Below are 7,253 nucleotides of genomic sequence, written 5' to 3'. Positions count from 1 at the left end.
GGGCTGGGCCGAGGAGCGCAGCCGAAAGCGGATCAGGGCGAGCGATTGTCTGAGCGCAGCGAGTTCGAGCTCGACCCCGCTTTCGGCGAGCACCGCAGGTTGCCCGTAGCGAAGCGAAGGGACCCAGACCATCGGGTCGCCTTCTCTTTGCTTACTTTCTCTTGGCGAAGCAAGAGAAAGTGAGTCGCCCGCCGGGGCGAGACCCGGCTTGCGCGAAGACCCACGGAGACGCAAGCTTGCACAGGCTTCAACAGGCTCAGCCCGAACGGAGAAGGGCAGCGTCCGGGGCAGACCCACTGGCAAGCCAACAAGATTCAACATAGCGCCAATGCCTCCAGACATTGCCGCTTGTGCACCTCCCCACTGCCAGGCTTGATCTCCAGCCCCGGCAGTCGCAGGCCGTAACGCAAGCCCTGCTTGTCGGCCTGCAGGATCCAGGCGCATAGCCGTGACAACCGTGCTTCGGTGCCCAGCGAGCCGGCTTGCAGAAAATCGAGCCAGAGTTCGTGGCGCTGGGCTTGTTGTGTGTCGCGTACCACCAGGCCATTGCCCTGGTCGTCGGCCTTGGCCGCCTTTTTCCACATGATAAGTTTGAGCGGGTCACCGCGCCGGTAGCCGCGTATGCCGTCGAATTCGCCGGCGCTTTGCCAGCGGGCGGAGGCGTCGGCTCCGCCTGAACGCGGCTCGCCCGGTGGCAGGGGCGGTGCGTGCAGTTCCGGGGCCGGGTAGACCAGCATCTGCGCGGCGGGGCGCCAGATGGTCCAGACGCGAAAAGTGCCGAGCGGAAAGCGTGTTTCCGCCGTCAGCGTGGGCAGGCTGTGCAGGCCGCGGTGTTTGGGGGTGAAGGCTATCTGCACGGTGGCACTGCCCTGCGCCGGCACATCGGTCCAGGCCCAGTGCGGCTGGCCCGGCCCGTCCGGCGAGGCCAGCACGCTGACGCCTATGCCATACCGCACGGAACGCCGGTCGTTCGTGAGTTTGACGTCAAATATGGCCGCAGCCCCCGTGAAATGGGCGGGAGGTGCTATCAAATTCATTGCAAGGCCGCGCAGGGTGCCGTGGCACACGTGCATGCCGGTGACGGCGCTGCCGGCCAGCAAAAAGGTCAGCAGGTAACCCAGGTTGAGCTGGTAGTTGATGGATGCGACCAGCAGCACCATCAGCGTAAGCGCCAGCATCAGCCCGGGCCGCGTCGGCAGGATGTAGACATTGCGCTGGGTCAGCAGCACGCTGTCGGTCAGCGGCAGGCGGCTTTGCCACCAGTGGCGGAAGCGGCCGCGAACAAAGGTGAGGGGATTCAGGGCAGCCGGGTTCATGGTCCGCCATGTGGTTGTTGCAGCGCCATCCAGGCGGGTGCGGGCGTGGATTGCAGACCGGCTCCGCAATGACCAGGCGTTCTCATGGCAGAGGCACAGCCTCGACCATGGCACGCACCTGCTCGACCGCGCCGCGTCCGGCGTCGCTGACCGGAATCAGCCGGTGCGCCACGGTTTGCGGCAGCACCGCCACGATGTCATCCGGCGCCACATAGTCGCGCCCGCTCAGGAAAGCCTGGGCACGCGCGGCACGCACCAGGGCAATGCCGGCGCGCGGGCTCAGGCCCTGCAGGAACCAGCGGCCCGAACGGGTGGCCGCCACCAGGTCCTGCAGGTAATTGAGCAAGGGCTCGGAGGCGTGAACCTGCAGCACCTGCTGCTGCAGCTCCAGCAAATCATGGGGCGTCATCACGGTGACGAGCTTTTCCACCATTTCGCGGCGGTCACCGCCGCCCAGCAGTTCGCGTTCGGCTGCGCGGTCGGGATAACCCAGCGAGATCCGCATGTGGAAGCGGTCCAGCTGCGACTCGGGCAGCGCATAGGTGCCCAGCTGGTCGTGCGGGTTTTGCGTGGCGATCACAAAAAACGGTACCGGCAAGGGCCTTGTTTCTCCCTCGACCGTGACCTGCTTTTCCTCCATGGCTTCCAGCAGGGCACTTTGCGTGCGCGGGCTGGCGCGGTTGATTTCGTCGGCTAGCAGCACCTGGGCAAAAATCGGCCCCGGATGGAAGATGAAGCTTTCCTTCTGGCGTTCGTAGATCGACACCCCCGACAGATCGCTGGGCATCAGGTCGGCGGTGAACTGCACCCGGGAAAACTGCAGCCCGAAGGAGCGAGACAATGCGTGCGCCAGCGTGGTTTTGCCGACGCCGGGCACGTCTTCGATCAGCAAATGGCCACCTGCCAGCAGGCAGGCGACACAGTCCTGGACCTGGGCCGGCTTGCCCACAATGACCGTGTTAAGCTGATTTAAAAGCGTTTGAATTTTTTGTTTCGCGTTCATGCCATCAACCTTACCGCAAAATTTCCGTTATGCCTGCCACTGCCTATTTCACCCATCCGGATTGCCGCAAACATGAAATGGGTCCGGGGCATCCCGAGTGCCCGGAGCGGCTCGACGCCATTGAAGACTGGCTGCTGACGACGGGTGTGGGCGATGCGCTGGACCGGCGCGAGGCGCCGCTGGCGTCGCTGGGCGACCTGGAACTGGGCCACGACCGCATGATGATCGCCGCCATCCGCGGCCTGGGCGACCAGCTTGCCGACGATGTGGAAGCGGGCGGGCCCCGGTATGCCCAGCTGGACCCGGATACCGCGATGAATGTGCATACCTGGAACGCAGTCTTGCGCGGCGCCGGCGCGGTACTTGCCGCCACCGATGCCGTGATGGCCGGCGAAATCGAAAACGCCTTTTGCGCGGTGCGGCCGCCCGGCCACCACGCCTGCCATGACCGGGCCATGGGTTTTTGCTTCTTCAACAATGTGGCCATCGCGGCCAAGTACGCGCTGGAGCGCCACGGCCTGAAACGGGTTGCGATCATCGACTTTGATGTGCACCACGGCAACGGTACGGAAGACATCATTCGCGGCGATGAACGCATCCTGATGGCCAGTTTCTTCCAGCACCCGTTTTACCCGCACAGCGGCACCGAAGGCCGGGCACAGAACATGGTGAACATTCCGGTGCCGGCCTACACCAAGGGCGCCGTCGTGCGCGAGCTGATCGAGTCGCTGTGGATTCCGCGGCTTGAGGAGTTCAGGCCCGAGATGATTTTCATCAGTGCCGGTTTTGACGCGCACCGCGACGATGACCTGGGCCAGCTGGGCCTGGTGGAGCAGGACTATGCGTGGATCACCCAGCGCATCAAGGATGTGGCCAAACGCCACGCCCACGGCCGCATCGTGTCATCGCTCGAAGGCGGCTACAACCTCAGTGCACTGGCCCGCAGCGTGGAAGCGCACATTCGCGTGCTGGCCGATCTGTAAACCTGTCGACGCTCCAGGCTCCGCCATGAATGATGTTTCAGCTCCGGTGCTGCACACCCGCGATGAGCGGGGGGTGAACTGGTTGACCCTGAATCGCCCCGCCGCGTTCAACACCCTGAGTGAAGAGGTGCTGGCCGCGCTGCAGGCTGCACTGGATACCGTAGCGGGCGATCCGCATGCACGCATGGTCGTGCTGGCCGCGCAGGGCAGGGCTTTTTGTGCCGGACACAACCTCAAGGAAATGCGCGCGCAACCCGAACTGGCCTATTACCAGAAGCTGTTTGCGCAATGCACACGCATGATGCTCAGCATCCAGAACCTGCCGGTGCCTGTGCTGGCGCGGGTGCAGGGCCTGGCCACGGCCGCCGGCTGCCAGCTGGTGGCGCAATGCGACCTGGCGGTGGCCAGCACCGAGGCGAGTTTTGGTGTCAACGGCATCGATGTCGGCTTGTTTTGCGCCACGCCCGGCGTGCCGCTGGTGCGCAACATTCCCGCCAAACAGGCCATGGAAATGCTGCTGACCGGCAGTTTTATCAGTGCCGAAGTAGCGCTTGCGCGGGGGCTGGTCAACCGGGTGACGGCACCCGAAGCCCTGGATGCCTGCGTCGAGCAGATGCTGCAGGCCATCCTGGCCAAACCCCGCGAAGCCATAGCCATGGGCAAAGCCCTGTTCTACCAGCAGCGGGAAACCGGCATCGCCGCCGCTTACCAACTGGCGGGCCAGACCATGGCCTGCAACATGGTTCACCCGGTGACCCAGGAGGGGGTGCAGGCCTTCATCGATAAAAGGAAACCCCGATGGCCCGTGCCGTGAGTTCCCGCGCCCCCGCGCCTACCCGCATTGACAGCCTGGAAAACTGGTTTGAGGCGATGGCCCAACCAACGGCCCTGACCGAGCTGGTGGCGCTGATCGGTTGTATCTTGTTGGCCTGGCTTCTGGTGCGCGTGGCCAGCCGTGCGCAACTGGTGAGTGATGGCAACTCGATCCTGTTCGGCCGGCGCCAGGTCGATGGTGTGCTGTTTCCGGTGCTGCTGCTGCTGTTTGCCTACGCCGTCCAGGCCCTGCTGTCGAGGCTGTATCCGATGGCGGTGTTCAAGGTGGCGATTCCGGTGCTGCTGTCCCTGGCGTTGATTCGCCTGGGCGTCAAGGTGCTGCAGGTGGCATTCAAGGACGCACCGCTGGTGCGGGCGCTGGAACGCACATTCTCCTGGCTGGCCTGGATCGCCGTGGTGCTCTGGGTCAGTGGGTTGCTGCCCCTGATCCTGGAGGAACTGGACGGCATCAAGTGGAAGGTGGGCAATGCGACCCTGTCGGTGCGCACCATGCTCGAGGGCGCGGTGACGGCCGGTGTGGTGTTGCTGATCACCCTGTGGATATCCTCGGCGATTGAAACGCGCCTGCTGCGGGCGGCGACGGGCAATGAGCTCTCGCTGCGCAAGGCCGTGAGCAATGCCACCCGCGCGGTGCTGATGTTTGTGGGCCTGCTGATGGCGCTATCGGCGGTGGGCATCGACCTGACCGCGCTGTCGGTGCTGGGCGGGGCGATCGGCGTCGGCATCGGTTTTGGCCTGCAGAAACTGGCCGCCAACTACGTCAGCGGTTTTGTGATGCTGGCCGAACGCAGCGTGCGCATCGGTGACAACGTGCGCGTCGACAACTTCGAGGGCCGCATCACTGACATCAATGCCCGCTACACCGTGGTGCGTGCGACGAACGGCCGCGAGTCCATCGTGCCCAACGAGATGTTCATCAGCAACCGCATTGAAAACCTCTCGCTGGCGGATCCCCGCGTTTTGCAGTCCACCGTGGTGTCGGTGGCCTATGACAGCGATGCTGATCTGGTGATACGCCTGCTGATCGAGGCGGCACTCAAGCAGGACAGGGTGCTGCACGACCCCAGTCCGGGCGTGAACCTGACCAATTTCGGCGCCGACGGCCTGGAATTCACGCTCAATTACTGGATGGCGGACCCGGAGAATGGCCAACAGAACCTGCGCTCGCTCATCAACCTGGCCATCCTCCAGTCCCTGCGCGAGAACGGCATCGAAATTCCCTATCCGCAGCGGGTCATCCATATCCGGCCCCAGGCCGTGCAGGAAAACAGGCCTTCCTGATCTCCCCGCGCCGCCTTACTTCATGAAGGAAGGCAGCCAGAGGCTGAGCGACGGAAAGGCCAGCAAGATTCCGAGGGCCACCACCTGCATGAAGACAAAAGGCCAGGTGCCGCGGAAGATGTTGCCCAGGCCCACTTTGGGCAGCAGGGTGTTCAGCACAAACAGGTTCATGCCCACCGGCGGCGAGATCAGGCCGATCTGGATCACCATGACGATCAGTACGCCGAACCAGACCGGATCGAACCCCAGCGACACCACAACCGGGAAAAACAGCGGGATGGTCAGCAGCACCATGGTGAGCTCTTCCATCACTGTGCCCAGCAGCACGTAAATCATCATCATGGCGGCCACAATCATCACCGGCGACAGCCCCAGGTGGGTAATCCACTCTTTCAGTTCGCCGGGCATGCTGGTGAAGTTCACGAAGTTGGCAAAAATGGTCGCCGCAATCAGCAGCGTGAAGAGCATGGCTGTGGTGCGGGCTGACTCCACCAGCACCTCGAGCGTGGCCTTCACGGTCAGACGGCGCCGCGCCAGGGCGAACAGGAAAGCGCCCGCGGCACCTATGCCCGCGCCTTCGGTGGCGGTGAACACGCCGCCATAGATGCCGCCCAGCACCAGCACCACCAGCAGCAGCACGCCCCAGATGCCGCGCAGGGCCTTCCAGCGTTCGGCCCAGCTCGTTTTTTCGCCGGCCGGTGCATGCTCCGGGTCCATGAAGGTCATGAAGACAACGGCCACCATCAGCAACAGGGCGATCAGGATGCCGGGAATCACGCCGGCCGCAAACAGCTTGCCGATGTTGGTTTCGGTCACGATGCCGTAAATCACCATGATGGTTGACGGCGGAATCATGATGCCCAGCGTGCCGCCCGCTGCAATCACGCCGGTGGAGAGCGAGTCGCTGTAGCCCAGCCGTTTCATCGAGGGGTAGGCGACCTTGCTCATGGTTGCGGCTGTTGCAATCGACGAGCCGCAGATGGCGCCGAAACCGGCGCAGGCCGCAATGGTGGCGTGCGCCAGGCCGCCGCGCAGATGGCCGATGAAGGCGTAGGCCGCATGGAAGAGCTCATGCGCCAGCCCGGCACGCGCGACAAAGTTGCCCATCAGGATGAAGAGCGGAATGACCGACAGCGTGTAGGCGAAGCCGGTTTCATGGACGACTTGCGCCGTGCTGGCCAAGGCGGGGTACCAGCCGCGCGTCAGGCCCATGCCGACGATGCCGACCAGGCCCATGGCAAAAGCCAGCGGCAGGCGCATCAGCGCCAGCACGAAAATGGCGGCAAAACCAAGCAGGGCTTCGGTCACAGCGTGACTCCTTCACCGCTGTCGGTGCCGGAGGCCGGCCGCAATGCCATGCCCAGATGAATCAGCCCGGCCAGGCCGCACATCACGGCCATGCCGTAGATGAACGGCGCTTTCAGGATCTGCAGCTGGGCGGTGGTTTCGCGGGTTTCCAGGTACTGGCCGCCGGTCTGCCACATCAGCCAGGCCAGCGCCAGCAGGACCAGCCCGCACACCAACTGCATCAAGGCGCGCTGCACCTTGCGGATCGACTCGGGCAGGTAGTGGTCCAGCGAGTCGAATACCACATGTTCGCCGCGCAGCGAGACCAGCGGCAAGGCCGCAAAAATAACCACCACCATGAGCAGCTCCGTGAGCTCCAGCGAGCCGGTGATGGAGTTGGAGAGCAGCTTGCGGCCGCCGACGTCAAAAAAAGTCAGCGCCATGATGGCAAACAGGGCAAGGGCGGCCAGCAGGCCGCATACCTTCTCGATCAGTGTGTTCAATCCGTGTGCCTCAATCCATAAAAAAGCGCGGCCCTCATTGTCCATG

The 7,253-nt window shown here is 63.9% G+C and carries 7 protein-coding genes; 3 read left to right on the top strand and 4 right to left on the bottom strand.

The window, feature by feature from the left end; genetic code table 11:
* Positions 1–314: 314 nt before the first annotated feature.
* The gene (locus tag WA904_RS07430) at positions 315–1,316 is read right to left on the bottom strand and encodes a DUF58 domain-containing protein (protein ID WP_425196486.1); all 1,002 of its coding nucleotides are present in this window, start codon (positions 1,314–1,316) and stop codon (positions 315–317) included.
* 82 nt (positions 1,317–1,398) lie between these two features.
* On the bottom strand, positions 1,399–2,319 hold the full coding sequence (locus WA904_RS07425) for an AAA family ATPase (RefSeq protein ID WP_425196485.1): 921 nt from the start codon (positions 2,317–2,319) through the stop codon (positions 1,399–1,401).
* Between the two features lie 29 nt (positions 2,320–2,348).
* On the opposite strand from WA904_RS07425, the gene WA904_RS07420 reads away from it, so the two are divergent.
* Genes WA904_RS07420 through WA904_RS07410 form a run of 3 tightly spaced genes read left to right on the top strand, consistent with a single transcriptional unit; the run spans position 2,349 to position 5,417 of the window.
* The gene (locus WA904_RS07420) at positions 2,349–3,302 is read left to right on the top strand and encodes a histone deacetylase family protein (RefSeq protein WP_425196484.1); all 954 of its coding nucleotides are present in this window, start codon (positions 2,349–2,351) and stop codon (positions 3,300–3,302) included.
* Positions 3,303–3,327: 25 nt separating this feature from the next.
* Positions 3,328–4,116, top strand: a complete 789-nt coding sequence (locus WA904_RS07415; RefSeq protein ID WP_425196483.1) for an enoyl-CoA hydratase — start codon at positions 3,328–3,330, stop codon at positions 4,114–4,116.
* On the top strand, positions 4,101–5,417 hold the full coding sequence (locus WA904_RS07410; RefSeq protein WP_425196482.1) for a mechanosensitive ion channel family protein: 1,317 nt from the start codon (positions 4,101–4,103) through the stop codon (positions 5,415–5,417). Before WA904_RS07415 ends, WA904_RS07410 begins: the two co-directional genes overlap by 16 nt.
* Before the next feature lie 15 nt (positions 5,418–5,432).
* Here WA904_RS07410 and WA904_RS07405 read toward each other — a convergent pair whose 3' ends face one another.
* Both WA904_RS07405 and WA904_RS07400 read right to left on the bottom strand, forming a co-directional pair.
* On the bottom strand, positions 5,433–6,725 hold the full coding sequence (locus tag WA904_RS07405) for a TRAP transporter large permease (protein WP_425196481.1): 1,293 nt from the start codon (positions 6,723–6,725) through the stop codon (positions 5,433–5,435).
* The gene (locus tag WA904_RS07400) at positions 6,722–7,207 is read right to left on the bottom strand and encodes a TRAP transporter small permease (protein WP_425196480.1); all 486 of its coding nucleotides are present in this window, start codon (positions 7,205–7,207) and stop codon (positions 6,722–6,724) included. Before WA904_RS07400 ends, WA904_RS07405 begins: the two co-directional genes overlap by 4 nt.
* Positions 7,208–7,253: the final 46 nt, after the last annotated feature.

The sequence above is a fragment of the Polaromonas sp. genome, from assembly GCF_049790275.1.
Classification (GTDB): domain Bacteria; phylum Pseudomonadota; class Gammaproteobacteria; order Burkholderiales; family Burkholderiaceae_C; genus Polaromonas.
Note: the sequence above shows the minus strand (reverse complement) of the source record. Positions and strands in the feature narration are given on the sequence as shown.

Excerpts from the sequence above, each read along its gene's own strand:
- WA904_RS07430 (WP_425196486.1), bottom strand. The coding sequence starts at position 1,316 with ATGAACCCGGCTGCCCTGAATCCCCTCACCTTTGTTCGCGGCCGCTTC.
- WA904_RS07425 (WP_425196485.1), bottom strand. The coding sequence starts at position 2,319 with ATGAACGCGAAACAAAAAATTCAAACGCTTTTAAATCAGCTTAACACG.
- WA904_RS07420 (WP_425196484.1), top strand. The coding sequence starts at position 2,349 with ATGCCTGCCACTGCCTATTTCACCCATCCGGATTGCCGCAAACATGAA.
- WA904_RS07415 (WP_425196483.1), top strand. The coding sequence starts at position 3,328 with ATGAATGATGTTTCAGCTCCGGTGCTGCACACCCGCGATGAGCGGGGG.
- WA904_RS07410 (WP_425196482.1), top strand. The coding sequence starts at position 4,101 with ATGGCCCGTGCCGTGAGTTCCCGCGCCCCCGCGCCTACCCGCATTGAC.